The 24,600-nt window shown below is 42.4% G+C and carries 30 protein-coding genes; 17 read left to right on the top strand and 13 right to left on the bottom strand.

The features are described from left to right. Nucleotides 1-43: 43 nt before the first annotated feature. From P9989_RS07165 to P9989_RS07180, 4 genes are all read right to left on the bottom strand, one after another. Complete coding sequence (locus tag P9989_RS07165) at nt 44-748, bottom strand: hypothetical protein (RefSeq protein WP_283078090.1); 705 nt, start codon at nt 746-748, stop codon at nt 44-46. Next, nucleotides 732-1,622, bottom strand: coding sequence for an ATP-binding cassette domain-containing protein (locus P9989_RS07170; protein WP_283078091.1), 891 nt, complete (start codon nt 1,620-1,622; stop codon nt 732-734). The genes P9989_RS07165 and P9989_RS07170 overlap by 17 nt, the downstream gene beginning before the upstream one ends. Beyond that, nucleotides 1,619-1,996, bottom strand: a complete 378-nt coding sequence (locus tag P9989_RS07175) for a GntR family transcriptional regulator (RefSeq protein ID WP_283078092.1) — start codon at nt 1,994-1,996, stop codon at nt 1,619-1,621. The genes P9989_RS07170 and P9989_RS07175 overlap by 4 nt, the downstream gene beginning before the upstream one ends. A 224-nt stretch (nt 1,997-2,220) precedes the next feature. Next, nucleotides 2,221-3,414 carry an ornithine--oxo-acid transaminase gene (locus tag P9989_RS07180; protein WP_283078093.1) on the bottom strand — a complete coding sequence of 398 codons (1,194 nt, stop codon included), beginning with the start codon at nt 3,412-3,414 and terminating at the stop codon, nt 2,221-2,223. 160 nt (nt 3,415-3,574) lie between these two features. On the opposite strand from P9989_RS07180, the gene P9989_RS07185 reads away from it, so the two are divergent. The 3 genes from P9989_RS07185 (at nt 3,575) to P9989_RS07195 (ending at nt 8,361) form a co-directional block, all read left to right on the top strand. Then, a complete protein-coding gene (locus P9989_RS07185) occupies nt 3,575-3,934 on the top strand; it encodes a YisL family protein (RefSeq protein WP_283078094.1) in 360 nt (119 codons plus the stop codon). Nucleotides 3,935-4,205: 271 nt separating this feature from the next. After that, entirely contained in the window at nt 4,206-6,050 is a 1,845-nt protein-coding gene (asnB, locus tag P9989_RS07190; protein WP_283078095.1) for an asparagine synthase (glutamine-hydrolyzing), read from the top strand. A gap of 790 nt (nt 6,051-6,840) precedes the next feature. Continuing rightward, entirely contained in the window at nt 6,841-8,361 is a 1,521-nt protein-coding gene (locus tag P9989_RS07195; RefSeq protein WP_283078096.1) for an alpha-amylase family glycosyl hydrolase, read from the top strand. Nucleotides 8,362-8,463: 102 nt separating this feature from the next. Here the strand turns inward: P9989_RS07195 and P9989_RS07200 are convergent, their stop codons facing one another. Then, on the bottom strand, nt 8,464-9,324 hold the full coding sequence (locus tag P9989_RS07200) for a DegV family protein (RefSeq protein WP_283078097.1): 861 nt from the start codon (nt 9,322-9,324) through the stop codon (nt 8,464-8,466). Nucleotides 9,325-9,511: 187 nt separating this feature from the next. Here P9989_RS07200 and P9989_RS07205 point away from each other — a divergent pair, with 187 nt between their 5' ends. Both P9989_RS07205 and P9989_RS07210 read left to right on the top strand, forming a co-directional pair. Next, the gene (locus tag P9989_RS07205; protein ID WP_283078098.1) at nt 9,512-10,363 is read left to right on the top strand and encodes a YitT family protein; all 852 of its coding nucleotides are present in this window, start codon (nt 9,512-9,514) and stop codon (nt 10,361-10,363) included. Between the two features lie 66 nt (nt 10,364-10,429). Next, nucleotides 10,430-11,314, top strand: coding sequence for a BsuPI-related putative proteinase inhibitor (locus P9989_RS07210; RefSeq protein WP_283078099.1), 885 nt, complete (start codon nt 10,430-10,432; stop codon nt 11,312-11,314). 60 nt (nt 11,315-11,374) lie between these two features. Here the strand turns inward: P9989_RS07210 and P9989_RS07215 are convergent, their stop codons facing one another. Beyond that, the gene (locus P9989_RS07215) at nt 11,375-11,638 is read right to left on the bottom strand and encodes a NifU N-terminal domain-containing protein (protein WP_283078100.1); all 264 of its coding nucleotides are present in this window, start codon (nt 11,636-11,638) and stop codon (nt 11,375-11,377) included. A gap of 133 nt (nt 11,639-11,771) precedes the next feature. Here P9989_RS07215 and P9989_RS07220 point away from each other — a divergent pair, with 133 nt between their 5' ends. Next, nucleotides 11,772-12,599 (top strand): DUF2785 domain-containing protein, encoded by an 828-nt coding sequence (locus P9989_RS07220; protein WP_283078101.1) that lies wholly within the window; start codon nt 11,772-11,774, stop codon nt 12,597-12,599. 59 nt (nt 12,600-12,658) lie between these two features. Here P9989_RS07220 and P9989_RS07225 read toward each other — a convergent pair whose 3' ends face one another. The 3 genes from P9989_RS07225 to P9989_RS07235 form a co-directional block, all read right to left on the bottom strand. Beyond that, nucleotides 12,659-12,871 carry a DUF3813 domain-containing protein gene (locus tag P9989_RS07225; protein WP_283078102.1) on the bottom strand — a complete coding sequence of 71 codons (213 nt, stop codon included), beginning with the start codon at nt 12,869-12,871 and terminating at the stop codon, nt 12,659-12,661. A gap of 2 nt (nt 12,872-12,873) precedes the next feature. Next, on the bottom strand, nt 12,874-13,014 hold the full coding sequence (locus P9989_RS07230) for a hypothetical protein (RefSeq protein WP_283078103.1): 141 nt from the start codon (nt 13,012-13,014) through the stop codon (nt 12,874-12,876). Nucleotides 13,015-13,114: 100 nt separating this feature from the next. Beyond that, nucleotides 13,115-13,939, bottom strand: coding sequence for a Cof-type HAD-IIB family hydrolase (locus P9989_RS07235; protein WP_283078104.1), 825 nt, complete (start codon nt 13,937-13,939; stop codon nt 13,115-13,117). 190 nt (nt 13,940-14,129) lie between these two features. On the opposite strand from P9989_RS07235, the gene P9989_RS07240 reads away from it, so the two are divergent. The 5 genes from P9989_RS07240 to moaD all read left to right on the top strand — a co-directional run bounded on the left by P9989_RS07240 (nt 14,130) and on the right by moaD (nt 16,610). Continuing rightward, entirely contained in the window at nt 14,130-14,894 is a 765-nt protein-coding gene (locus P9989_RS07240; RefSeq protein WP_283078105.1) for an alpha/beta fold hydrolase, read from the top strand. Nucleotides 14,895-14,974: 80 nt separating this feature from the next. After that, nucleotides 14,975-15,286, top strand: coding sequence for a metal-sulfur cluster assembly factor (locus tag P9989_RS07245; protein ID WP_079529396.1), 312 nt, complete (start codon nt 14,975-14,977; stop codon nt 15,284-15,286). 108 nt (nt 15,287-15,394) lie between these two features. After that, complete coding sequence (gene mobB, locus P9989_RS07250) at nt 15,395-15,916, top strand: molybdopterin-guanine dinucleotide biosynthesis protein B (protein WP_283078106.1); 522 nt, start codon at nt 15,395-15,397, stop codon at nt 15,914-15,916. Further along, nucleotides 15,913-16,380 (top strand): molybdenum cofactor biosynthesis protein MoaE, encoded by a 468-nt coding sequence (locus P9989_RS07255; protein WP_283078107.1) that lies wholly within the window; start codon nt 15,913-15,915, stop codon nt 16,378-16,380. Before mobB ends, P9989_RS07255 begins: the two co-directional genes overlap by 4 nt. Beyond that, complete coding sequence (moaD, locus tag P9989_RS07260; RefSeq protein ID WP_283078108.1) at nt 16,377-16,610, top strand: molybdopterin converting factor subunit 1; 234 nt, start codon at nt 16,377-16,379, stop codon at nt 16,608-16,610. Before P9989_RS07255 ends, moaD begins: the two co-directional genes overlap by 4 nt. 92 nt (nt 16,611-16,702) lie before the next feature. On the opposite strand, the gene P9989_RS07265 is transcribed toward moaD, so the two are convergent. Beyond that, a complete protein-coding gene (locus tag P9989_RS07265) occupies nt 16,703-17,509 on the bottom strand; it encodes an undecaprenyl-diphosphate phosphatase (RefSeq protein WP_283078109.1) in 807 nt (268 codons plus the stop codon). A gap of 152 nt (nt 17,510-17,661) precedes the next feature. Then, nucleotides 17,662-17,835, bottom strand: a complete 174-nt coding sequence (locus P9989_RS07270; protein ID WP_283078110.1) for a YjzD family protein — start codon at nt 17,833-17,835, stop codon at nt 17,662-17,664. A 137-nt stretch (nt 17,836-17,972) separates the two neighbouring features. Here P9989_RS07270 and P9989_RS07275 point away from each other — a divergent pair, with 137 nt between their 5' ends. Beyond that, the gene (locus P9989_RS07275; RefSeq protein ID WP_283078111.1) at nt 17,973-18,524 is read left to right on the top strand and encodes a hypothetical protein; all 552 of its coding nucleotides are present in this window, start codon (nt 17,973-17,975) and stop codon (nt 18,522-18,524) included. Between the two features lie 77 nt (nt 18,525-18,601). Then, nucleotides 18,602-19,558: a BMP family ABC transporter substrate-binding protein gene (locus P9989_RS07280; RefSeq protein WP_283078112.1), complete on the top strand. Its 957-nt coding sequence runs from the start codon at nt 18,602-18,604 to the stop codon at nt 19,556-19,558. A gap of 87 nt (nt 19,559-19,645) precedes the next feature. Here P9989_RS07280 and P9989_RS07285 read toward each other — a convergent pair whose 3' ends face one another. Beyond that, nucleotides 19,646-19,858 carry a hypothetical protein gene (locus P9989_RS07285; protein WP_283078113.1) on the bottom strand — a complete coding sequence of 71 codons (213 nt, stop codon included), beginning with the start codon at nt 19,856-19,858 and terminating at the stop codon, nt 19,646-19,648. Between the two features lie 242 nt (nt 19,859-20,100). Here P9989_RS07285 and P9989_RS07290 point away from each other — a divergent pair, with 242 nt between their 5' ends. Next, nucleotides 20,101-21,042 carry a beta-ketoacyl-ACP synthase III gene (locus P9989_RS07290; protein ID WP_283078114.1) on the top strand — a complete coding sequence of 314 codons (942 nt, stop codon included), beginning with the start codon at nt 20,101-20,103 and terminating at the stop codon, nt 21,040-21,042. Nucleotides 21,043-21,060: 18 nt separating this feature from the next. Beyond that, the gene (gene fabF, locus P9989_RS07295; RefSeq protein ID WP_283078115.1) at nt 21,061-22,302 is read left to right on the top strand and encodes a beta-ketoacyl-ACP synthase II; all 1,242 of its coding nucleotides are present in this window, start codon (nt 21,061-21,063) and stop codon (nt 22,300-22,302) included. 78 nt (nt 22,303-22,380) lie between these two features. On the opposite strand, the gene P9989_RS07300 is transcribed toward fabF, so the two are convergent. Then, nucleotides 22,381-23,364 carry an LCP family protein gene (locus P9989_RS07300; RefSeq protein WP_283078116.1) on the bottom strand — a complete coding sequence of 328 codons (984 nt, stop codon included), beginning with the start codon at nt 23,362-23,364 and terminating at the stop codon, nt 22,381-22,383. A 162-nt stretch (nt 23,365-23,526) separates the two neighbouring features. Here P9989_RS07300 and P9989_RS07305 point away from each other — a divergent pair, with 162 nt between their 5' ends. Together P9989_RS07305 and P9989_RS07310 are read left to right on the top strand one after the other, a co-directional pair. Then, nucleotides 23,527-23,739, top strand: a complete 213-nt coding sequence (locus P9989_RS07305; protein WP_283078117.1) for a YuzI family membrane protein — start codon at nt 23,527-23,529, stop codon at nt 23,737-23,739. Between the two features lie 78 nt (nt 23,740-23,817). Then, a complete protein-coding gene (locus P9989_RS07310) occupies nt 23,818-24,579 on the top strand; it encodes a DUF3603 family protein (RefSeq protein ID WP_283078118.1) in 762 nt (253 codons plus the stop codon). Nucleotides 24,580-24,600 lie beyond the last annotated feature (21 nt).

A 24,600-nucleotide genomic window follows, 5' to 3' on the forward strand; every position in this document is an offset into this window, starting at 1 on the left:
AAAAATAGAAACAGGACCTGGTGATCTCTCACCAGGTCCTCTGTTATTTCATCTTAATCGTAATTCTTCTGGTTGTTGCCTGAATGATCCATAATGTAATCCCAATTAAAAAGAAAGTGCCTAGAAAGGATACAGTTAATGGGAACTCCCAGTGGTAGTTAAAGTCGAGAAAGATCTTCAACGGATTCTTAAGATCAAATTCCCAAAGAATATCAGAGATGGATACCAAAGCAACCGCTAAGATGATATAAAACACACCACCGCCTTCAAAACGGTAAAACCCGGATCCAATTAGCCAACCCGCGATATAATAAACCAAGATATTCAAACTGTAGACAATGATCATGATCAACCAGGAAGCTTCAGGTCCTAAGAACGAGCTGGTTTCCAGTGAAGGAAAAAAGAATTGTTCAACGGCACCGGTAACACCAGCCATTGTGTTGAGAAGGAGTGCAACAATAAATGCGGCTATCGCTGCTCCAAAGAAATAATCCCTTCTCGTTATCCCTTGTTTTACATAAAAAGTAAGAAATCCGGAGACAGAGATAATCCCGATCACGAGCATGAATATTTTGGAGGGCTGATAGACAAACGTGAAAAAGCTTTCCTGAGTTACGTCGGGTGCAGCAAATACTGTTCTTGCAACAATACTTATAAGGAAAGCTATGAGAAGAAAAATGGCGCTCCAAGATAATTGAATGGCGGACATATCTGTGGCTATCTTTCCAATGTTATTTCGTGATTTCATTCTGATTCTCCTCACTCGTCAAATGTATAAATAAATCCTGTAACGAAACAGGGCCGACCTCAACCCCGATTCTTTCTGCTTCCTTTCGTTTCTCATCTGTAAGTTCCCCGTACACCATCACAGACTTCGTTCCGCCTAATTGCTGGGTACTTAATACGTCCATATCACGCGCAAAGGTATTTACCTGCTGAGCAGCGCCTGTAACAGAGGCCCCGCGCTCCATCAGCTCGTCAATCGGTTCATGGATGAGGACTTCTCCCTGGTTCAGAATGACGACTTCTTCAAACAAATAATCCATCTCTGAAACGAGGTGGGTAGACAGAATAATCGTACGCGGATGCTTCGTATGATCCTCGAGCACCTCTTTATAAAATATTTCCCGTGTAGGTGCATCCATGCCAAGATAGGCTTCATCGAATATGGTGATGGAAGATCTGTTTGCCAGCCCAATTGTTACGTTAAGTGCAGACTGCATCCCACTGGACAATTTCTTCACTTGTCTATCTAAAGGAAGATTAAAAAGTTTCACAAGCTCATCAGCGTATTCCCTGTCAAAGTTTGGACGATAACGCTCTGCTGCTTCTAACATGCCTTTAACTTTTTCAGTTTCTTCACTATAATCCGTTTCATAGACTAGGGTGACCTGTGACATGATAGCAGCGTTCTCAAAAGCATTCTCTCCACCAATTGTAAGGTCGCCTTGACTGGGTTCGGCAAAGGAAGCCAATAAAGAGAGTAGAGTAGATTTTCCTGCACCATTTCTGCCAATTAAGCCGTAAATTTTCCCAGGCTGCAGGTGTACATTGATATTCTTCAATGCTTCGACATCCCCGTACTTCATCGTGACTTGATTCATTTCTATATCAAACTTCATCGCTTTTCACGTCCTTTTTGTTGTTTCACAAGCTTTATCGTTTCATCTTCTGATATCCCTAATTTTCTGGCTTCTTGCAGCATTGGCCAGATAAACTTATCAACAAAGGCCTCTTTCCGCTGTTCAAGCAGCCTATCCTTAGCCCCTTCAGCAACGAACATTCCCACACCCCTTTTCTTATAAATAATCCCGGTGTCCACGAGGATATTGATCCCCTTTGCAATAGTTAAATGGTTAATCTTATAAAAGTTTACGAGCTGGGTGGTGGATGGAATCTGGTCATGTTCATTGAGCTGATCGTTGACTATTTGGTCTTCAATTCGTTCCTTAACTTGCAGGAATATCGGTTTGTTCTCATCGAATGATGAATTCAAGGTTGATCACAGCCTTATTTTTGATGTGTTATATGGTTATATAGTTATGTATATAACCATATAACGTTAAAGTGTATTTGTCAACGAAATAGGAAGGAGAAGATTTTTATGGCAAAGCATTGGGGAGGGGTTCAATTCTTTACAAAAGTATTAAGTAAGAAGTGGAACAAAAAAAGGCATCAGGATTTTCCTGACGCCTTTGGGACTGTTGTAGCTTATATGTTTTAGTGGAGAACCTCTTTTATCTGATCGATCGCCCACTGTAAATCGTCTTTCTCAATTACAAGCGGCGGGGCAAAGCGAATCACATTTTCGTGTGTTTCCTTACAAAGCAACCCTTTTTCTTTTAATTTTTCACAATAAGCACGTGCCGGTTCAGTTAATTCGACTCCGATAAACAATCCTTTCCCGCGCACTTCTTTAATGACAGGGTTATCGATTTTCCTAAGCTCGTCCATCATGTATTGCCCGAGTTCAAGAGAACGATCTACTAAATTCTCTTCTTCAATCACATCAAGTGAGGCGACTGAAACGGCACAAGCGAGCGGGTTTCCTCCGAATGTCGATCCGTGCGACCCAGGGTTAAAGACGCCGAGTACATCCTTGTTCGCGACTATACAGGAAATCGGGAAGACTCCTCCGCCTAGTGCTTTTCCGAGAATCATCATGTCTGGTGTTACATCTTCCCAGTCACAGGCGAACATTTTGCCGCTTCGTCCTAAACCAGCCTGAATTTCATCGGCAATGTAAAGCACGTTTTCTTTCTGACATACGTCGTATGCTTCTTTCAGAAAGCCCTCAGGAGGCATGACAATTCCTGCTTCTCCTTGGATTGGTTCGAAGAGGAATCCAGCTGTATTTTCGTTAATGGCTTCTTTCAGTGCTTCAATGTCACCGTATGGAATAACTTTTATTCCAGGCAGCATCGGTCCGAATCCGCGTTTGTATTCTTCTTCTGATGATAAAGAAACCGCTGTCATTGTACGGCCATGAAAGTTTCCTGTACAGGCAATAATTTCAGCCTTGTCTTCGGCAACGCCTTTGACATCATAAGCCCAACGACGTGTAGCTTTAATAGCTGTTTCTACAGCTTCTGCACCTGTGTTCATGGGCAGGGCCATTTCTTTATTGGTCAATTTACAGATTTTTTCATACCATGGTCCAAGCTGATCATTATGGAAGGCGCGTGAAGTCAGGGTGACACGGCTTGCCTGGTCATGAAGCGCCTGGATAATTTTTGGATGGCGGTGGCCCTGATTCACTGCGGAATAAGCGCTCAGCATATCCATAAAACGATTTCCTTCAGGATCTTCTGCCCAAACTCCTTCTGCTTTCGCGACTACGATCGGCAGGGGATGATAGTTTTTAGCTCCGTATTCTTGCGTTTGGTCGATGATTTGTTGACTAGATACAGTCATCGTATCCCTCCATTTCAATTAAGCATCAAAACTCATTATAACAGGTTTAATTGAAATTTTCTCACTTATGGAAAAGTGTTTGAAATGTTTTGTATTAGGAAAAGCAACTTATAAAATGGTATGATGATTTTGAGAATGATGTAAAAAGGAGGGAACACAAATGGCACATTTACATATTACCTCATGGGTAATTGCCTTTGTTCTAGTAGGACTTGTAACGACATTTACGAGAAGTGGAAATGAAAAAGCAGCGAAAATCTCACATATGATTTTGCGACTGGACTATTTATTGGTTCTTTATTCAGGTGGTTCACTTTTTGCAGCCTATGCCAACTACAACGCGCTAGTTATTATCAAGCTGTTAGTAGGGCTTTGGGTGATCACAGCGATGGAAATGGTTTGTATAAAGTATAAGAAGAAAAAGCCGGCAGGAGGATGGTGGACACAGCTCCTGATTGCTGGTGTCATCGCTCTGATCCTCGGTTTCGGTTTCTTAGAATTAGGACTTCTGCCTGCCTAAGATACTAACCCGATCGCTCTGGTAGACACGAAAGAGGGAGTTCGACTAAAAAATTCCTGCATGCTATTTGCGTGCAGGAATTTTTTATGGAAAAAGGGGTTTTTAATAGGAAAAGCAACAACTACCCGTTATTTGGGGGGACGGGTAATTATTATTCTTGCTAACAATGATAATCATTCTCAACAAATTAGTCAAGCATTTTTCGTCACAACTTTCCACTTCATCATATATTGCTATATGGTGCTTTTTTTGTGGAAAGGATGGTGGTTGGATGTGTGGAATTGTAGGGTGGATTGATTTTCACTCAAAAGAAGGGTACAAAAGAGAAACGATTAATAAGATGGCGGAAACCCTTGCTCACCGCGGTCCGGATGAGCATCAAAACTGGGTGAAAGGTCCGGCTGCGTTTGGGCACAGGCGCCTCGTTGTAGTCGATCCCGCCGGAGGAACACAACCCATGGTTCGTAAAGCGAATGATGAAGAATATGTGTTGATTTATAACGGTGAATTGTATAATACAGATGAAGTAAGAGACAGGTTAAAGGCTAAAGGCTGGGGGTTCCAATCACACTCAGACACTGAGGTTGTACTCGTAAGCTATATGGAGTGGGGCAGTCAGTGTGTGGAGCAACTAAATGGAATCTTTGCGTTTAGCATATGGGAGTCGAAGAAGTCGAGGCTGTTTATAGCCAGAGACCGTCTTGGAGTAAAACCGCTGTTCTTTAGTGAGCACCAGGGCGGACTCCTGTTTGGTTCAGAAATAAAAGCCATTTTGGCTCACCCTTCGATAGAAACCAGTATTTCAGCAGAAGGGATACATGAAATTCTGGCTTTAGGTCCGTCTCGCACGCCGGGCCATGGCATTTTTGACCATATTCATGAACTGCGCCCGGGCCATCGTGCGATTTTCGAACAGGGCCAATTGACAATCAATCGCTACTGGGATGTAAAAAGTGAAGAGCATACTGATTCATGGCAGGAGACAGTTGAGCGTGTTCGGGAGTTGTTCACCGATTCGGTAGAACGACAGCTTGTCAGTGATGTGAAACTTGGGACGTTTCTGTCTGGTGGTGTGGATTCAAGTGCCATTACGGCTATTGCTGCGGATCATTATCAAAAAAATAACAAGGGGCCATTGCAGACGTATTCGATTGATTATGAGGAGCAGGAGAAGTTTTTCGAAAAAAATGCCTTTCAGCCAGACCAGGATAGTGAATATATTAAACTGATTAGTGATCAAAACAAAACTCATCATATGACGATGGAGGCAAGTGTGGAAGACCTCATTACAAAGCTTTCAAAGGCTGTGGAACTTCGAGATCTGCCTGGTATGGCTGATGTAGATTCTTCGTTGCTTTGGTTTTGCGAGGAAACTAAAAATCAGGTTACTGTAGCTCTCTCGGGGGAGTGTGCAGATGAAATTTTCGGCGGTTATCCGTGGTTCTATCGGAAAGAGGACCGCGATCGGAAAGGGTTCCCGTGGATTCGTTCCCTAGATGAGCGAAACCAGCTCGTTCGTCATGATTTAAAACAGGACATTCAGCTAGAACAGTACATGATGAGACGTTACCAAGAAACGGTTGATGAAGCCCCGCTGCTTGAGGGAGAAAGTGCGATCGATGCGAAACAAAGGCAGTTATTTTATTTAAATATGAACTGGTTTATGCAAACATTACTGGAGCGGAAGGACCGCATGAGTATGGGGGCAAGCCTTGAGGTTCGTGTTCCATTTAGTGATCATCGGCTTGTGGAATACGCCTACAATATTCCGTGGAAGATGAAACATCATGGTGATTTGGAAAAAGGACTGCTGCGAGAGGCCTTGCGAGGAATTTTGCCAGATAAAGTATTGTTTAGAAAGAAAAATCCTTATCCAAAAACGTTCCATCCTCAATATACTGCCGGTGTGAAGAAGTGGATGAAGGAGATTATTGCTGACACCCAATCTCCGCTGTTTGATCTCTTCGACCGCAATGAAATCATGCAGCTGAATGATTCAGGGGGAACGTCGCTCAATACGCCGTGGTTCGGCCAGCTGATGGCGGGACCGCAATTGATCGCTTATTTATGTCAGATTAACCATTGGCTGAAAACCTATCAGATTAGTATAAAATAGAATCCATTTCATAATCGCTCTTTTTAAACCGCCTAGAAATGGTACAATATAAGGTTCTTTTCCGAAAAGGTTCAAAATGAATTCTTATCCAGCATATTTTAGTTTCGGTTTTTAAAGAAGTTTGATCATTTTCTAGCAGTGTTGCTCCACAATCGCTCCCGTTTATTGAATTTGAGTTATGTTCCGTCGTTTTTAATAGGAGAATGGGGGTGGGGGAACCACTCGCTTTCCACGGGGAAGACGGCAAGCCTTCTCGGCCTCCCACCCCCCATTTCGATAATGAAATTAACGGAACCATCTTAATGAAAATAGGAGTTATATAAGTCTAGAGAATAGGTGCTTCAACGGATCCCCTATGTAGTCCTGTTCTACTCCTAATCAGGTATTCATTATATAAAAAAATCGGAGGCGGTGTCTTTGCGATAGTCATTTGAATAATTGTCCAAATGGAAGGGTCATTTTGAGATGATTTCGAAAAAACATATGGCAAGGGGAGAGGGCCCCACTTCCCCTTCTCCACTCAAACATCTCGAAATCGAGTCTTCCGCAAACTGCTCCTTAACCTAATAAAAGTGATTTCAAATTTCCTACTTGACTGGACTTTTAGGAGGTACTTCCTTTTTTTCGGGTTGAATCCCTTGGGGACAAGGGGCTTAAAATATGAAATTTCTCCATAGTAAAATCCGCACAAATGCGTGCGGATTTTACTATGGAGAAATTTGACGGGGGAGAGGCAAAAGGATACGCTTAGAGGCGGATATTATTTTATTAAAAAGATGGGGGAACGGCGATGAGAAAACTAACAACGATTCTCATAATCATCCCGTTTCTTCTTTTGGGCGCGCTTACGACAGAGGCCGTTGAAAAAGAAGAGCGAACATGGCAGGGGGAAAGCGTCTATCATATTATGGTAGATCGATTTATGAACGGTAGTAACAGCAATGACCACAACGTTGATCCAAAAGACCCGAAAGCCTATCATGGCGGGGATTTGCAAGGGATTATAGAGAAGCTTGATTATATTAAAAAAATGGGCTTTACGACAATTTCCCTCTCCCCGATTATGGCGAATCAGCCAGGTGGTTTTCATGGCCACTGGGTAGAAGATTTTACCTCGGTTGAGGAGCATTTCGGTACATTAGCGGATGCCAAGCGGCTGGTAGAAGAAGTACATAAGCGTGACATGAAGATTCTGTTTGAGTTCATTGTCAATTACACAGGTCAGCAGCACCCGTGGCTGAATGAGCAGCAAAAGGCAGACTGGTTTCAAGATGAATCACCACAGGAACAGGAGGGGGAAGGCTGGAAGTCAGGGCTGCCTGATTTGAACACAGCGAACCCGGAAGTTAAACAATATTTATTTGAGGCTGCTGAATTTTGGATTACAGAGACAGGAGTAGATGGATTTTGGTTAGACAGTGCGGGAGAGGTTTCTAAAGAATTTTGGTCGGATTTTTCTCAACATGTGAAGACGGTTGACGAGGATTTCTTCTTACTAGGAGAAGTTCAAAGTGGTGACATTCAAACGATCGCTAGTAATCAATCCACAGGGCTCGATGCTTTTATGAGTGTTCCATTCTCCCAATCAGCATCCGAAACCTTCAAACAGGCGGGACAGCCATTGAATGAATTGTACTCCGTTTGGGAGCAAAGCAAACAGCAGGAAAACGCTCCAAAACTGATGGTGAACGTCCTTGATCATGCTAGTAGTGAACGGTTTACTAGGATGGCCGTTGAAGCTGGTCATAATCCAATCACACGCTGGAAGTTGGGGTTAACCTATCTGTTTACCTCTCCGGGAATTCCTTCCGTGTTGTATGGTTCAGAAATTCCTCTTGATGGCGGAGAACCGCCAGCTAATTTAGGTATGATGAATTTTAAAGTGCAGAATGAGGAGCTTAACCGTTATCTTGAAAAGTTGAATTCGATTCGAAAAGAATTTCCAGCGATCACCAAAGGGGACTTTGTTGAGCTCTACAATAAGGATGGATTAGCTGTATTCAAGCGAACATATGAGGATCAAACGATGGTGATTGCAATTAACAACTCGACAAAAACAAGAGTCGCCAATCTGACCAATCTTCCTGGGGATATGCAAATGCGGGGACTAATGCTCGATGGCCTTGTCCGCCCATCTGATCAAGGAGTCTACAAGCTTGGTATGGATCGTGAAACGGCAGATATCTTTGTGATTGAACCAGACCAGGGACTGAATTGGGCATTTATAAGTTTTGCGGGAGGAATTTTCCTGCTGTTTGTTGCCGGGGTCATTGTCGTTAGTGTGAAGAACAGGCAGAGCGATAAATCGTAAGCGTACAGATTTTGCAAAAAATTACTGGAACACAATCAAACCGATCTGGATGAGAAAAAGAAGCATTGGCTAACACATGTTGGCCGATGCTTCTTTTTGTTCCTATTTAGGTGGGGCGTTTAGGAAGAACAAGGCAATTGTTCCCGGACCGGCATGGGCACCAATCACGGCACCGATCATATCAATTTCCACATGACTGGCCCCGCATTCAGATTTGATTAAGTCAGCTAGTTTTTCAGCGGTTTCAAGGTCGTCACCGTGACTGATGGCAATCCGCTGCTGCTCCAAATGCTGGCCTCTCTCCTGCATGACTTCAACCATTCGTTTCAATACTTTTTTGGAGCCGCGGATCCTTTCTAAGGGAACGAGTTTCCCGTCCTCCACGTGCAGGAGAGGTTTAATTTTTAATAGACTGCCGACAAAGGCGGCTGTTTTGCTCACGCGGCCTCCACGGTATAAGTATTCGAGGTCATCGACTGTGAAAATATGTTCCATATGTTCGATATAGTAACGGCTGAGTTCCATAACTTCATTGAAAGATCCGCCATTCTCAGCTAATTCAGCGGCTCTGATGGCAATGAGACCGTAGCCTAAAGAGGCAGCTTTTGTATCGATGACTTCAAACTGGGAATCGGGATACTCTTCTTTAATTTCCTGTTCAATCATCTTAGCCGTTTGGTAGGTGCCTGAAAGTTCTGAAGAGAGGGCGTAATAAATAAAAGGCTGACGGTTCTCAACATAGTTGAGGAAGGTGTCCCGAAATAGTTTTGGCGAAACTTGTGAAGTCTTCGGTGCTTCCCCCTCCTTCATAAGTTTATAAACCTCTTTAGGGGTGATCGTTTGTCCGTCCTGATATTCCTGGTCACCAATGGTTACTCCAAGCGGAACTCGATCCAGATTATATTTATGTAGCGTTTCTTGTGATAGGTCACTGGCTGAGTCACATAGGATTTGAATACTCATGGTTATCACCTGCATTCTTTTAAATTTGTTACGTTAAGTTTAGAGTGAAGAGACTGGTTAGTCAAAGCATATTCGAAAAGATGGGATTATTGTCGTTCTTTTATGGGAATCCATAAATAAAGGCTTGATTTTAGCTCATCCCGGTGGTAAAAAAGAATAGTGTTATATGAATGGCAAGGAGGTTGCTATGTTTTCATTTGAATTTAGACGAATCATAATTGTTATTTTTGGGGCAGTACTTAATGCGATTTCATTGAACTTCTTTCTAATAGAAGCAAATGTGTATGCAAGTGGGTTTACTGGGGTAGCCCAGTTAATGACGAGTATACTGCAAGACTTTTTTAATGTATCGGTTGCCAGTACTGGTCTTATTTTATTTATTCTTAACATACCTGTTGCGATTCTAGGCTGGTTTAAGGTTGGGAAAGGGTTTACGGTCTACAGTGTCATCTCTGTAGCCTTTACAACTCTTTTTCTTGAACTTATCCCAGTGATGCAGCTGTCAGAAGATATCATCCTGAATGCTGTATTTGGCGGTGTAATCGGTGGTGTTGGTGTTGGGATCACTCTGAAATGGGGTGCTTCTACTGGCGGCCTCGATATTATTGCGATGATTTTATCGCGTATGAAAGACCGCCCAATCGGAATTTACTTCCTGATCATTAACAGTGTGATTATTGCGGTAGCCGGTATTTTGTACTTACCGGAAAATGCTTTATATACTCTTCTGACACTCTATGTCACAACACGAGTCATTGATGCGGTCCATACTCGTCACGAGAAGCTGACAGCAATGATTATTACGAGCAAAGCAGCAGATTTAGAAAGAGCTATTCATGCTAAAATGGTAAGAGGGATCACGACACTACCTGCAAAAGGGGCATTTACCCAGCAGGACAAGAATATGCTTGTAATGGTTATTACAAGGTATGAGTTGTATGATTTGCAGCACATTATTACAGAGGAAGATCCTCAGGCCTTTACTAATATTGTGCAGACGACCGGCATATTTGGCTTTTTCAGAAGAGATGACAAATAACTGCAGGGGAATTACCAAAAGGATGTGATGATGCTGAAGAAGCTGTCGCCTATCATGATAGGACTTATGATCATATTATTAGTGGCATGTTCAGAATCAAATTCGGATTCAACTTCAGGTGGGGATGAGGAAGTGAACAAGAAGGATCAACCCGTTGGAAATGAGGCTCCTCAGTACAATGTGATGCCTTTCATTGAACAACTTGCGTTTGATGCCAGCGTAAAAGCGGATGAGAATCAAGTTAATGTCCAATTCTCATTAACGAATGGAGCGGAAGAAGCAGTGATTCTCGGGTTTAAATCCAGCCAACTGTACGAAATCACCATAGTAAACGAGGCAGGGGAAAAGGTCTATAAATATTCTGAGGGTCAAATGTTTGCTCAAAGCCTGACGACGAAGGAGCTGCAGCCTGGTGATAAGCTTAAGGCTGAGGAGCTTGTGAAGAAGGAATTGCCTGACGGCCAATATGAAGCGAGGATGACATTTTTAGTGGCCACGATTAATGATCAGCCTCTTGAATCCCGTCCCTTTCAAATTACAAAACCTTTTGCGATAGGTGAAGAGGTTGAATCAAATCCTGACACTGGATCGGGTAAGAAAGCAGCGGATGATAATTCAGCCGATGCTGGAGTAAGTCTTGATGTGGTCGGTGAGGTTTTTCGTAACTTTACGTTAACGGGTGAAAATGGTCAGTATGAAGTAACTGGAGAAGCCAGTGTTCGTAAAGGGAAGTTTTATTATAGTGTAGATGACGGGCATAATGTGCTAATTGACAGCAAGGCCGTTAAAGTAGAAAAGGCAGCTCCTGAATGGGCTGAGTTTACGATCCAATTGGACATTCCTAAAGATAAGCTTCCTGAACAAGGTGCTCTCGTGATGACGATTTATCAATTGGACGAAAATGGCCAGCCTGTTAACCTGAATTATGTTCCTTTAGAAAATTTCGGTTAGAAAGGTAAAGAAAAAGGCTGAGATGTCGGATGTGGAATCCAACGTTTCAGCCTTTTGTCATTAATAACCTTTTTCTGTAAGCAGTCCTTCTACTTTAGGTGTCAGAGCTTCCCAGTCTGCATCAGGTAATTTATTTACCGTAATGAAGTTCTGAAAGCCAAATACATTATCGACACCCTCAAGTGCCATTAATTCATTCATTACATCATGATCGCTGGTTTGTCCAGGCATTACAGATACACTGCCGTCTCCTTTGAAAATAAGAGAATCAGTTGTGAATTTGCGTGCGTTCGGGTTCGGTGTTTCTTCAACTTTGATAGCCATAAAAAAGTCCCTCCTCTACTACTTGTCTCACCTATTTTAGCAGAAAAAGCTCCTGCACAAAACTGACAGCATAACGTTTGCATTAATTATTGTCCTTTATGGTACAATGATATCACTTTAAGGGAGGGGTTAAATGGAGAATAAATTGATAGATGTGCTTCAACCCATCAAGGATAATGATTTTATATTGCCTGAGGGGAAGAGCCTGCAAGAACTTACAACTCTGATGCTTCAAAGGATTGGCGTTGTTCATCCTGTTCTCCGTGATGATTTGATACACCAGATTATTACGGCCTTCATTGAACGTGGCCATTATAACAATGAACAGGTAAAGAACATTCTACAATCCGTTTTAAATAAAAATTATTTATTTTATCGAATAGGAACCTCAAAGAAGGAAGAGGACGCTGTCTTTAAGAGAAGTTTCTCCGTTTTGCTCATTCCGCCGATAATGAAAAGGCACCGTGAACAGCCCTTTCTAAAGGAAGAAGAGATACACAGGGTATGGGATAACTTAAAAAAATATATGCAGCAGGAATCGGACCATAGAGGATATGTTCCTGGTAAAGGTTGGGCCCACGCGATGGCTCACGCTGCTGATGCCCTTGAGAGTGTGGCTGCCTGTGATGAAATTACATCGGAGGAAGTTAAACAGATGCTTCCGATCATTCGAACACAATTTTTAATTGATCAGCCTTATTTATTTGATGAAGAGGAACGTATGGTTACGGCGATTTTAACGATGTTTAAAAAAATCGAACGTCAGGAACGTCTGGAATGGGTTGAAACGCTGCTCTATATTCGCGAGAGCTGGGATAACCCAAATGAAGATATTATTATTAATAACTGTAAACATTTATTACGTGCTCTCTACTTCAGAGTTCTTGAAGGGGATTACAGTCAGCTGCGCCATGTCGTAGAGAATCTGCTCCGTGAATTACGGAAGCAGGAGGCCTACTAATTAACTGAATTTGAAAAAAGGACCAGACCCGGTAAAAGGGTCTGGTCCTATTTGAATCGTCAGCGCATGTTCTGGTGATCGCTGTCAAGCTTCTGTTCTAACTGCTGTAGCTGTTGTTTCTCTTCTTGAGAACATTGGCTATATGCAGATTGAATCGCTTGCTTGGCTGCTTGCATATCTTGTGCATTCGCAGTATGACCACCATTCTGGCGTCTGTTTTGTGTGAAACGGCTAACAGCTTGTTTGGCATTCTCAAATAAGGAATTTTCCATTTTTAAAAGCCTCCTACCGTGTGCTGGTCAGCTTCGATTTCCTTACGCTTAGCATCAGTCAGCCTCTTGGGCTCCATTTGACTCTCTTCAAATGGTTTAACTTCCACCCAGCGTTTGTCTTCCTTTTGCTTTTTCTCATCCATGACAAGTCCCTCCTGTCACTAAAAAAAGCCTGAACGCTTTCTTTCGCGTCCAAGCTTAGTATGGCTTGATGCTCCATAACTACTCGAGGTAAAAATTAACTTACATTGCTTTCGATTGCAGTTGTAAGTAATTACTTAGAAACTCTGCAATGCCATTGTTTTCATTCGTACCCGCAACGTGATTGGCTCTGTTTTTCAGCTCATCAATCGCATTTCCCATCGCCACGCCAACACCAGCATAATCAATCATTTCAAAGTCATTATCTTCATCTCCAAACGCGATAATGCGCTCCTTGGGAATATGATAATAATGAGAAATTTTTTCTAAACCAACGGCTTTGTTCATACCGGCACGGACAATTTCAATGACATGCCATGGTGCTCCCCATTTTCTATGTTCAATAATAGAGGCATGTACATCCAGTTCGTCACGTAAGGCTTGGATTTTATCTTCTTCCGGGTGGATAAGCAGGGAGGTCGGGTCTTCCGTCAGATTGGCTTGTAAACGGCCGATCGTGATCGGGTTATCATCGGTTGTATGGAAAATTTCCATGATTTCTTCGTCGTGCTGATCTAAGTACACCTCATCTTTTACTTCGGCAAGAATGTTTTTTACACCAAGTTCGTGACAAGTATGAATAATCTTATGAGCAGTGCGAACAGATAATGGGGAGTGCAAGGCATCCCAGCGCTTATCCTTCGGGTGGTGGATTAAGGCACCGTTAAAGTTAACCATTGGAGTGTTTAACCCTAATTCGTGATAAAAATCAATACTAGCACGATGCGGGCGTCCTGTTGCGATGCATACGATATGTCCTTGTTCGATCGCAGTAAGAACCATCGTTTTCGTCTCTGGACTGATCGTTTTTTCATCTGTTAATAACGTTCCATCTAAATCAAGAGCAATTAAGTGCTGTTCCGTCATTTTCTTCACCTCATTTATGTATCGTCAATTCTAGCGAGTATAATGGATATATGTAAACAAATACTATCACGAAAACCTAATACTTTCCAAGCAAACATATGCAGTGTTACGATTATCTATAGTGTATACCATAATTATTAGCTTAATCTTAACAGAAGGTAAAGAATCAACAAGAAAGGACTCGAGAAAAATGATTGGCATCTATAGAGAGCGTTATAAACAAATCCCTGTGCTGGTAATTGTAGACGGTATGAAAAAAGACGAAGCGTTGCCTGTGTTTACATATTTCCACGGTTTTACATCAGCCAAAGAGCATAACCTTCCGCAAGCTTATTTGCTGGCTGAGAAAGGATATCGTGTAATCTTGCCGGATAGCCTCTACCATGGAGAAAGGGAAAACGGAATTTCCAAACACACATTAAATTTTAAATTTTGGGATATTGTGAATCAAAATTTGCAGGATTTACAAGCTATAAAAGAGGAGCTTGACCGCCGAAATCTAGTGAAAGACCATCGCTTTGGCGTGGGCGGAACATCTATGGGCGGTGTTACGACAAGCGCGGCCTTAACACTTTATCCTTGGATTCAGTCGGCTGCTGTAATGATGGGGTCACCCAAACTTGTCGACTTCGCTAAAAAGTTAATCCAGGATGTTGAAAAGACAGGGATTGAGCTGCCGATTGGTGAAGATGAATTGGATGAGCTTTATCAGTCGCTGCAAACCATTGATTTATCTACACAGATGGACAAACTGCGAGGCCGGCCATTGTTTTTCTGGCATGGTGATGCTGATCCAGTTGTACCGTTTGAGCATTCGTATGATTTCTATAATCATGCAATTGAATATTATAAAAACCCTGAAGATATTCAGTTTCTCCGCGAAGCGGGTCGTGACCATAAGGTAAGCCGTTTTGCCATTAAAGAAATGGTGAACTGGATTGAAATTGTTCTCTAGCAAGGTTTAGTGGTTTAATCTTTGTGAAAATATGTTTATAATAAGGTATGAATTTTATTTATGTGAAGGGGGAAGTATTTGTGGATACAGCACTTGAAGAAAATATCATGGGTGCCCTTGAGAATGTGATTGACCCTGAACTTGGGATTGATATCGTAAATCTCGGCCTCGTATATGGTGCCGACATGGATGATAATGGAAATACAACAGTAACAATGACATTAACAGCAATGGGCTGCCCATTAGCGGGTCATATCGAACAAGATGTAAAGCGAGTCCTTGCTGATCTTCCGGAAGTAAACGAAATAACCGTGAATATTGTTTGGAATCCGCCTTGGACGAAGGACCGTATGAGTCGTTATGCTAAAATAGCTCTCGGTATTCCGGATTGATCCAGAAGGAATGCCCCTGCCCTTTTAAGGCAGGGGTTTTTTCGTAAAAAAAGCATATGCCAACGCTGAACTACCCCGCACCTGCGGGGCAAAAAAGGATGAATGCCCATGTCACAAGCGCCTGTTTTTCAAATCGTTGGCTATAAAAATAGTGGGAAGACAACGGTTTTATGCGAACTCATTGAATACGGGTCTTCTATGGGAGAGCAAGTAGCTTCTATTAAGCGGCACGGCCATCATCAGCCGCTTGAACCGATGCACGAGCATACAGATAGTTATCAATTACAAAAAGCTGGTTCATTTTTAACAGGGATAGATAGCTCAGGTACGTTCCAATTAGAATTCAATCATAACCAATCGTTCCCACTCCAGCGGCTCATCGACTTGTATCAAACCTTTGACCCGGATTTAATTATAGTGGAAGGATACAAACAAGAAAGCTATCGAAAAGCCGTGATTATAAAAGACGAAGCAGATCTTGCTCTTCTGCAATTGGATGGGGTGCAGTTCGTTCTGACTTGGAATAAAGAGTGGACGAGCCATCTCGACATTCCGGTATTTACGATGGAGCAATGGAAACAATCAATTAGATCTATTTATGAGATGATAAAGAGGGAGGGCAGAGAATGAGTAAGCTATTCTGCATAACAGACGACCCTATCTCAGTAGAGGAGGTTGTCCAGCTTGTCTCAAGGCGTGAGGCGGGAGCAATCAATACGTTTATTGGGACAGTACGAGAATTTACATACGGAAAGCGAACGCTTCATCTAGAATATCAAACGTATCGTTCCATGGCTGAAAAGAAACTTGAGCAATTAGGTGTGGAAATTGAAGAGCGCTGGCCTGAGGCGAAGACGGCGATTGTCCACCGAGTTGGCCGCTTAGACATAGAAGATGTTGCTGTTGTTATTGCTGTCTCGACCCCGCATCGGGCGGATTCTTATGAAGCAAGCCGCTATGCCATTGAGCGGATTAAAGAGATGGTTCCGATCTGGAAAAAGGAACATTGGGAAGATGGGGATGCATGGATCGGGGATCAAACAGAAACGAACCCATACCCTGAGGGCGCACCGCAAAAGGAGGATTTGAAGTGAATCGAATACTATTATTCGCCGGATTACAAGAGAAGGCGGGGCAGGAAAGTATTGAACTGGATGCTGTAGGGAAAACAGTCGAAGAGATTAAAAAGAAGATTGGCCAGCAGTATCAACTTGATCGTCTTCATGAAGCCATGACGGCAGTCAATGAAGAATATGCAGCCCATGATTATAAAATTGCTGATGGAGATGTGATTGCCTTTATTCCTCCGGTAAGCGGAGGGTAAAACCAAATTGATGCATCCTCGTTAGACATGGCGAGCTATATCCTAAATAAGGAGAAAGCAGGTGTAAGGCAGCCCGCTTTCTCCTTTTCATTTTATAGAAATATCAATACTAGCCCTCCAACGATAAAACAATAGATCGCGAAGTATTTTAAGTTTCCGTGCTCCATAATGTTCATGAACCATTTCAATGAAATGTAAGAAGCAAAAATCGAAGCGATAAAAGCTAACAGGTAAGGCAGCCAAAGGGTTGATAGGTCGCTTCCCATTAAATCGCCAATTGATAAAAGCATCGTTCCTAAACTAACCGGAATATATAATAGGAACGAGAATCGCAGAGCCGTCTGCTGTTTCATGCCAAGCAGCATGGCTGCTACGATCGTTGCCCCTGAACGGCTGATGCCGGGAGTTAAGGCAACTGCCTGAGCTAACCCTACGATCAGTGCGTCCTTCCACGTCAACATCCCGTCACTTTTGACACCTCGAATATTGCGAATGATCCAAAGTGCAAACCCGGTGATGATCAGAGCTATCGCTACAACTTCAACTGTCTTTAATTGATCAAACACATCTTTGAATAGCACTCCCAGGACGCCTGCTGGCACAGTCCCGATGAATAAATAGAGAACAAAGTCAAAGTCATCTTTTTGCCGAGAATCCTTGGTAATCAAATAACCAATTCCATTTTTAAATAAGCGGACAATATCGTCCCAGTAGATCATAAAGACGGCGATGAGTGACCCGAAGTTCACGAGTACTAAAAAGTCTAATCCCTCAATTTTCAAGTTCATCAAATGTTGGACAATGACGAGGTGACCACTCGATGAAATCGGGATCGGTTCTGTAATCCCCTGGAATAACCCGAGAAATAAATACTTCACTATAAGCAAAAATTCTTCCATTTATGTATCCTCCTTAGTCAGCAAAAAGGTAAGCGGCTTATGGATGGCCAATCTTCTTTTTAAAAGGGCACGAGACCGCTCATCCCCACATTATACAATAAAAAAACGCTGCTTATAATAGTACATAAGCAGCAGCGTTTTTCTCGAACTATTTAAGCCTCTTCTTTAATTAAACCTTCACCTAGTGCAAAAGCTGTTCCACTGAACACAATCGTCATTACCACCGTTTGAAGGAAAGAAAAATCTGATTGCGTCATATTACTAATGACATATGCAGCCATCAGGCTTAATAGGAAAGCCCAAACCACTGTCCACACAAAACGCATAATAGTCACCTCATTTTTTAGACAATCTGTAATCATTTTATCAGAGTCCTGCTGAAAAATAAATATGGAATCGCTTAATTAAGCATGAGGCGAGCCATTCCCGAATAAAATGTTAGGTGAGAAGGGGGAGTACAGACATGGCTTCTGTTTTATATAATTGCTTTCACTGGATTGGTTATCATTGCATCCAGCACTTGCTTCAAGAGGGGAAAGAAGTAGTAGGGATCGACAAAATAGATACAGCACTAAAAGAACATTTGTATATGAATGTTGGCAGAAACAGCAATTTTCAGCATTTTAATACATCGGAGGATCGTGAAAATCATAGTCATCAATCAGATGAAGATCAGCGTCTTTATATTTATAATGATATGATCGAGTTTTGCCCGACTGGGCGCACGTCGAACCGATTGTGTGTGGAGCTCCCTGTCTTATATGGAGAATGGATGGATGTCGAGGCAGATACGTATGAAGAATTTTGTGAGGATATGGAAAAGTCAAAAGCAGTTTATGTAGGGGATTATCTCCAGAAAATATTTTATTACGTTCGTAACGGTGATGTCCTGCAATTAAATGAGAAGCGGTTTTCCCGCGGTTCCTTAGCAGGAGAGAAAGATAAACAGAACTTGGAAAATGTTTGGAAAACGTATCAGCAATATAAACAAACCGTCGATCATTTTACTTTATAAGAAGATTGCGTTTACTTTCCTTGCGAAAAACATGTAAGATAAAGGAGGTGAATGAAGAAAAGTAGGAGTGCTTTCTCTTGAGGATATATTCTAGTTTACTAATTCTAATTCTGGCACTGATGATGCTGACAGGGTGTCAGTATGCGTTTGTGTCTGGTCATACAGATAAAGTCGGCATGCTTGTAGAGACCACAATTCACGATCAAGCGTGGGGGCAGCAAGGATATAAAGGTTTACAATTGATCCAGGAAGAGTATGGGGTCGACGTGTACTTCAAGGAAGGGGTAAAAACAGCACCGCAGACTGCTCAGGCTGTAGCTGAACTGGTCGATAAAGGTGTCACCGTCATCTTTGGTCATAGCAGTGTGTATGGGAATTATTTTAGGGATCTTCATGAAGCCTACCCCGATGTACACTTTATTTACTTTAATGGGCAATTTTCCGCCGACAATGTAACCAGTTTAAACTTTAGTGCAGATGCTATGGGGTTTTTTGGCGGCATGATAGCCGGTGAAATGACGGAAACGAATAAGGTCGGTTTAGTGGCAGCATTCGAATGGCAGCCTGAGGTAGAGGGGTTCTATGAAGGAGTTAAATTTCAAAATCCTGACGCCAAAGTAGACATTGCTTTTACAAATAGCTGGGAAGACACGGAAAAAGCGCTGGCTTTATACAGGCAAATGGAAGAGGATGGAGCGGATGTGTTTTACCCGGCCGGCGACATCTTTAATATTCCTATGATCCAGGCAGCTCAGGACGATGGACACTATGCAATTGGTTATGTGACAGACCAATCTTCTATAGCCCGGAATACGGTGTTGACTAGTACAGTACAGCGCGTTGATCGCGTCTATAATATTGCCATGAACCGTTATGTGGAAGGAGAACTTCCAGGGGATGTCCTGAGCTTTGACTTTCAGGAAGGTACCATTGAGATGGGAACTTATAGCCCTATGGTTCCTGAAGACTTTCAAAAGAAGATGGAGAAGGTCGTTCAAAAATATAAAGAAATAGGACGACTTCCTGGTCAATAGAGCTCAGAAGCTGACACGCCTCTGAGCTTTATTTTGTTGGGATAGATAACTGAGGTGCGTCCATTCTGATCTGATCGTAAGGGGTGTTTATTTCTTAAATTTTTTTACGATTGGCTGCACTAAGGGGGAAACGGCTTTCCAGGTTTGTTGTACCTCTTTGGCCAAGGACATCCAGTCTGGCTGCTGATCTTCCTTATTTACGGATTCACTGGGTTGCTTTGTCTCTTCAGAGTGGTCATTGGATGAATGCTTACTGCCCCACATGAAGGAATCAAAAGACGAAGGGTTTTCTTTCTTCATTATTTCATCACCTCCCCTTATACGGTATGCGAAAAACATAGGGACTGTAGAAGCGAGGTGCCTAGCAATACTCCTATTTTGATAACTTGCAGAATAAAAAGATATGAATTAAAATTAGTACCAAGTCATAATATTTGATATAAGGTCTTGTTCAGTTGTGGGTGAAATTAAACAGAGAGGTCACTTCTCAACGTGTATAGATTTGAACAAGTACTAGAAGATACCTTTAAGGGGATGAAAATATGAATGCTGGAATCATCGGAACGGGTCATTATGTGCCAGAAAAGGTACTGACCAATCATGACATGGAGAAAATTGTGGATACTAGTGATGAATGGATTCGGACACGTACCGGAATAGAAGAAAGAAGAATTGCATCTGATGATATGGACACATCTGATCTTGCGTTTCGTGCCGCAGAAGATGCTCTTAAGGATGCAGATGTGAAAGCTGAGGATTTGGACATGATTTTAGTGGCTACAGTTACACCTGATCAGCCTTTTCCGTCTGTCTCCAACATGCTTCAGCATCGTTTAGGAGCAACAAAAGCAGCATCTATGGATGTAGCTGCAGCATGCTCAGGCTTTATGTATGGTCTTATTACAGCTAAGCAGTTTATCGAAAATGGAGCTTATGAAAATGTCCTTGTTATCGGGGTTGAAAAACTTTCTAAAATCACGAACTGGGAGGACAGAAATACGTGTGTTCTTTTCGGTGATGCAGCCGGAGCCGCTGTCGTAGGCCCTGTAAGTGATGACAAAGGAATTCTTTCCTTTGAACTAGGCTCAGAAGGCAGTGGAGGACCTCATTTGTATCAAGGTAAAGAAGATGATTTACTTTATATGAATGGAAGAGAAGTTTTCAAATTTGCCGTTAGACAAATGCCTGAGTCTTCAGTAAATGTCGTGAAGAAAATTGGTCTGAGTGAACAGGATGTAGATTATCTCATTCCACACCAGGCTAATATTCGCATTATGGAAGCAGCCAGACAGCGACTTGGTGTTCCGGAAGAGAAAATGGCTACAGCCGTGAAGCGGTATGGGAATACATCATCAGCTTCGATTCCGCTGGCTTTGTCAGAAGAAGTAAAAGCAGGTAAAATAAAAGAAAATGATCTTGTCGTACTTGTAGGATTTGGTGGCGGACTTACTTGGGGCGCCGTTGCACTCAGGTGGGGTAAGTAATCAAGGAGGAATATAGTTATGGATAAACGTCGTGTCGTCATTACCGGCATGGGTGCAGTCACACCTGTCGGTAACTCAGTCGAAGAAATGTGGAAAAATATTAAAGCCGGTCAGTCAGGCGTTGGTGAAATCACCAAGGTGAATAAAGAAGATTACCCTGTCAGTGTTGCGGCTGAATTAAAGGATTTCGACCCATCGTCATACATTGATCGCAAGGAAGTACGCCGGATGGATCCTTTTGTCCAATATGCAATGGTCGCTTCACACATGGCTGTTGAGGATGCCGGGTTAGAAATTAATGAGGACAATGCAGATAGAACGGGTGTATGGATTGGTTCAGGGATTGGCGGAATGAACACGTACGAATCACAGTTTGAAACCTTTCAGAAAAAAGGGTACCGTCGTGTCAGCCCATTCTTTATTCCGATGATGATTCCGGATATGGCTGCTGGACAAGTTTCGATTGCACTTGGAGCCAAGGGAATTAACTCCTGTACGGTAACAGCATGTGCCTCAGGAGCTAACTCGATCGGTGATGCTTTCAAAGTGATACAACGTGGAGATGCGGATATTATGGTAACAGGCGGAACTGAAGCCCCTATGAATAAGATGTCCTTTGCTGGATTCGCTTCAGCCCGGGCGCTTTCTTTAAATGAAGACCCGAATACAGCCAGCCGTCCTTTTGATCAGAATCGAGATGGTTTCGTCATGGGCGAAGGCGCAGGCATTTTAGTTCTGGAAACACTTGAATCTGCTAAAAAACGTGGCGCAAAAATCTACGGAGAACTGACAGGCTACGGTGCCACTGGGGATGCTCACCACATTACCGCTCCTGCGCCAGAAGGAGAGGGAGCAACACGTGCTATGAAACAGGCACTGGATGATGCGGATATCGCCCCTGAATCCGTTGATTATGTAAATGCCCACGGAACATCAACAGATCTTAATGATAAATTTGAAACGATCGCAGCGAAGTCTGTCTTTAAAGATCATGCCTACAATTTATCAATGTCCTCAACGAAGTCGATGACAGGACACTTATTGGGGGCTGCTGGAGCGGTAGAATCGATTATTTCGCTGTTGGCTATTAATGAAGGGATTATGCCGCCTACCATTAATTATGAAACACCGGATCCTGAATGTGACCTTGACTATGTACCGAATGAGGCTCGGGAGAAAGTGCTGGATATTGTTATGAGCAACTCTCTCGGTTTCGGAGGTCATAACGCATCACTTATTTTCAAAAAATATAATGATTAACGAAAGAGAAATCCCAATGTCATATGACATTGGGATTTCTTATTGGTCCGTTTATGAAGTGTGAGTACAGTTCTTTTTTTATTCAAGGAACTCTTGTATGGTTTGAGCCGTTTCCTGCTCATCGTGTGCAAGTACCAGTCCAACCGGGTAAGGCTTGCGCTGGTTCCGTACATTATCATCTGTTGGAATAGATAATGTCTCAATATCCTTAGGTGGATTTAGTATAAAATCCTTTCCGAGCGATAGAATCTTAGAAGTTCCCAGGTTTGTATCTACATACGGCTGCAATGTACCGATCAAACGTGGTGCTTTCAATACCCCACTGAATGACAGAAGTTCATCTTTTAATAGTTTAATAACTTTTTGCTGTCGTTCAACACGGGCAAAGTCACCTCTGGCATCCCCTCGATAGCGGGCATATCCAAGCAGCTCGTCCCCGTTAAGTCGCTGGGTACCTGCTTTAAGATCGATGTTTGTGTCTTTTCCGCCGTTATAGTGCATATCCTTTTCAATATCAACTTTTACACCATTTGGAGCTAGTGTATTTACAATGTGTGTAAAGCCGTTAAAGTCAATAATAGCGTAATATTCAGGTTTTACCCCGAAGTTCTCTACAATCGTCTTTCGAAGTAGTTCGGGCCCGCCAAACGCAAAGGCGGCGTTAATTTTGTTATATCCATGACCCGGAATATTAACATAGGTATCCCTCATGATCGAAACAAGTTTGGCTGTCTCATTTTCAGGATCATATTGGGCAATCATAATCGTATCAGACCTAGGTGTTTCACTGCCTCGCTGGTCAACACCCAGCAGCAGGACATTGGTTACACCGTCATGATTGTCAATGCCTTTAAATGCTTCTTTATATTTACTAGACATTTCTTCTAGTTGAACTTCTCCATCTTCTCCGGATACTTTTCCAAGGGAGTCCTGTTTTCCCATCATATATTCATAACCTGCATAACCTATAGATGTAATAAAAATTAGGAGTAATGCAGCTACGAACACCCTTTTCTTGCGTAGACGCCTTTTCCGTCTGCGCGTGGAGCGTTTAGCTGTCATACATCATCATCCTTTCTTAATGAAAGCTCCTCCATTAAATTTACCTGTAATTTCGATTGAAGTAAAGGGGAATTATGTATGAAATGCTCGATTATTGGAAGGCATGTCCACTTGCTGACTTTCATACTATAAATAAAGGAACAAAGGTCGGGAGGACAAGCAATGGGACGGTGGTTGTTATTTTTAACTGGTTTTGGGTTTTCAGTGGCAGGCGGAACCGTGACGATAACCTATTTAAACATGATTCCTGCTGGTTTAAGCTGGATCGAATTCTTACTTTTTATCAGGTCCCGTCCAGAGTGTTATCTGTTTCCGCTGGGAATATTATTGGTATCCCTTGCACTCTTATTAATGAATGATTCCTTTACTAAATAATGGTTTGAAAGAATAAAAAAGCCAGTATTGGTCATAATGTAACCTAAAGAGATCACTGTAAGAAAGTGAGGGTGCACGATGCTATATATGCACGATTTATGGGTTAACTGGTTTGAAGGAGAAGAGAATGGTTATAACGTATGCCGATTTCACGAGTGGCGTAAGGAGGATGGAATTGAGATTGTAGACCAAATTCCGCTGCTGCTCGTAGAAGAACAGCTTTATGAAAGTATTGAGAATGATCTGCAGGATTTACCCATGTCACTACTTCAAGATGTACAAAAAAGAACTTACATGAAGAGGAACCAAGAGCGACATACCATTGAATATGCTGCCGTTGTGACAAATGGGCACGATGTCATAGTATTTGATACCTTGGGGTACACACTTCCTGTTAAAAAAAGCAGGTTAATCCCGAGACAAGAACGACTGGTCTTTGAAATGGTCCAAGGCAAAAAGCCAGCTACTTACAACATGGAAGAGCAATTCACCAAAGAATATCATATCCTTTCATTAGAGCCAGAAAAAATGTCAGGCTTAACCAGACGTGAACGACAGTTGAAGCAATTGTTAATGATGGCCCTGGATCAATTAAAACATTCTGATTATCCTGAAGAAATCCGTTACTGGTTAACAGAATGGAATCCTGTCGAGTATCATTCGATTAAAGAATTAACGACTGATGAGGCGTGGGAGCGTCTATATCAGGGCACATCTCATGGCTGGACCATACATCATGAAGAATTATGCGGAAAACTTGTTAAAGGGCAGCCTTTTTTTGAAACGATATGGCAGGGAGAACATCAAAAAGCTGAAAAGCACATAAAAAGCCAGAATTGAGTGTTTAGCTCAATTCTGGCT

The sequence above is a fragment of the Halobacillus naozhouensis genome (assembly GCF_029714185.1).
In the GTDB taxonomy this organism is placed as follows: domain Bacteria; phylum Bacillota; class Bacilli; order Bacillales; family Halobacillaceae; genus Halobacillus_A; species Halobacillus_A naozhouensis.

Excerpts from the sequence above, each read along its gene's own strand:
- P9989_RS07165 (WP_283078090.1), bottom strand. The coding sequence starts at position 748 with ATGAAATCACGAAATAACATTGGAAAGATAGCCACAGATATGTCCGCC.
- P9989_RS07170 (WP_283078091.1), bottom strand. The coding sequence starts at position 1,622 with ATGAAGTTTGATATAGAAATGAATCAAGTCACGATGAAGTACGGGGAT.
- P9989_RS07180 (WP_283078093.1), bottom strand. The coding sequence starts at position 3,414 with ATGACTGTATCTAGTCAACAAATCATCGACCAAACGCAAGAATACGGA.
- P9989_RS07185 (WP_283078094.1), top strand. The coding sequence starts at position 3,575 with ATGGCACATTTACATATTACCTCATGGGTAATTGCCTTTGTTCTAGTA.
- asnB (WP_283078095.1), top strand. The coding sequence starts at position 4,206 with ATGTGTGGAATTGTAGGGTGGATTGATTTTCACTCAAAAGAAGGGTAC.
- P9989_RS07195 (WP_283078096.1), top strand. The coding sequence starts at position 6,841 with ATGAGAAAACTAACAACGATTCTCATAATCATCCCGTTTCTTCTTTTG.
- P9989_RS07200 (WP_283078097.1), bottom strand. The coding sequence starts at position 9,324 with ATGAGTATTCAAATCCTATGTGACTCAGCCAGTGACCTATCACAAGAA.
- P9989_RS07205 (WP_283078098.1), top strand. The coding sequence starts at position 9,512 with ATGTTTTCATTTGAATTTAGACGAATCATAATTGTTATTTTTGGGGCA.
- P9989_RS07210 (WP_283078099.1), top strand. The coding sequence starts at position 10,430 with ATGATCATATTATTAGTGGCATGTTCAGAATCAAATTCGGATTCAACT.
- P9989_RS07215 (WP_283078100.1), bottom strand. The coding sequence starts at position 11,638 with ATGGCTATCAAAGTTGAAGAAACACCGAACCCGAACGCACGCAAATTC.
- P9989_RS07220 (WP_283078101.1), top strand. The coding sequence starts at position 11,772 with ATGGAGAATAAATTGATAGATGTGCTTCAACCCATCAAGGATAATGAT.
- P9989_RS07225 (WP_283078102.1), bottom strand. The coding sequence starts at position 12,871 with ATGGAAAATTCCTTATTTGAGAATGCCAAACAAGCTGTTAGCCGTTTC.
- P9989_RS07230 (WP_283078103.1), bottom strand. The coding sequence starts at position 13,014 with ATGGATGAGAAAAAGCAAAAGGAAGACAAACGCTGGGTGGAAGTTAAA.
- P9989_RS07235 (WP_283078104.1), bottom strand. The coding sequence starts at position 13,939 with ATGACGGAACAGCACTTAATTGCTCTTGATTTAGATGGAACGTTATTA.
- P9989_RS07240 (WP_283078105.1), top strand. The coding sequence starts at position 14,130 with ATGATTGGCATCTATAGAGAGCGTTATAAACAAATCCCTGTGCTGGTA.
- mobB (WP_283078106.1), top strand. The coding sequence starts at position 15,395 with ATGTCACAAGCGCCTGTTTTTCAAATCGTTGGCTATAAAAATAGTGGG.
- P9989_RS07255 (WP_283078107.1), top strand. The coding sequence starts at position 15,913 with ATGAGTAAGCTATTCTGCATAACAGACGACCCTATCTCAGTAGAGGAG.
- P9989_RS07265 (WP_283078109.1), bottom strand. The coding sequence starts at position 17,509 with ATGGAAGAATTTTTGCTTATAGTGAAGTATTTATTTCTCGGGTTATTC.
- P9989_RS07270 (WP_283078110.1), bottom strand. The coding sequence starts at position 17,835 with ATGCGTTTTGTGTGGACAGTGGTTTGGGCTTTCCTATTAAGCCTGATG.
- P9989_RS07275 (WP_283078111.1), top strand. The coding sequence starts at position 17,973 with ATGGCTTCTGTTTTATATAATTGCTTTCACTGGATTGGTTATCATTGC.
- P9989_RS07285 (WP_283078113.1), bottom strand. The coding sequence starts at position 19,858 with ATGAAGAAAGAAAACCCTTCGTCTTTTGATTCCTTCATGTGGGGCAGT.
- P9989_RS07290 (WP_283078114.1), top strand. The coding sequence starts at position 20,101 with ATGAATGCTGGAATCATCGGAACGGGTCATTATGTGCCAGAAAAGGTA.
- fabF (WP_283078115.1), top strand. The coding sequence starts at position 21,061 with ATGGATAAACGTCGTGTCGTCATTACCGGCATGGGTGCAGTCACACCT.
- P9989_RS07300 (WP_283078116.1), bottom strand. The coding sequence starts at position 23,364 with ATGACAGCTAAACGCTCCACGCGCAGACGGAAAAGGCGTCTACGCAAG.
- P9989_RS07305 (WP_283078117.1), top strand. The coding sequence starts at position 23,527 with ATGGGACGGTGGTTGTTATTTTTAACTGGTTTTGGGTTTTCAGTGGCA.
- P9989_RS07310 (WP_283078118.1), top strand. The coding sequence starts at position 23,818 with ATGCTATATATGCACGATTTATGGGTTAACTGGTTTGAAGGAGAAGAG.